Source organism: Brachyspira catarrhinii (genome assembly GCF_005518285.1).
In the GTDB taxonomy this organism is placed as follows: Bacteria; Spirochaetota; Brachyspiria; order Brachyspirales; family Brachyspiraceae; genus Brachyspira; species Brachyspira catarrhinii.
On record NZ_SJDU01000770.1, the window covers coordinates 1 to 478 of the forward strand.

The 478-nt window shown below is 28.5% G+C and carries 1 protein-coding gene; it reads right to left on the reverse strand.

Annotated features, from left to right (window positions below):
• Positions 1-478 (reverse strand): radical SAM protein (locus EZH24_RS14535; protein WP_473807494.1); only part of this gene is annotated, 478 nt, incomplete at both ends.

Here is a 478-nt window from a genome sequence, read left to right on the forward strand (position 1 = left end):
TTCAACCATTTTAGGTGCTCCAAAAGAAGAAGTATAATCTATAGGTGTAATACCAAGTATAGCCTCAACTAATGCCCATAATTCACCAGCAAATTCTACGGTTTCCATAGGTATTTCTATGTCTCCGTATGGAAAATCTGGACATATCATAATATTATTAGGGCTTAATGCCATCATAGCAAGCAAAAAACTCCATAAACTATCTTCATTTCTATTCTCTTCACAAATAATATATTTTAACCATAAACCTTTAGTACCACTATTTCTATATTTAATTAAATTAGAAATAACCCTAGAAAAAGTGTCAACACCTCTTAATTTTTTATATAAGGAAGGTATACCTGTGTCAAGAGATGTAGTTAATATTATTTTATTTTCTCTTAGTCCTCTAAAAATACTCTCACTATATTTAACACAATTTGAATAAACGACTATTGTACCAAAATTAATACTTAAAAGGTAATCTATTATTTCATCA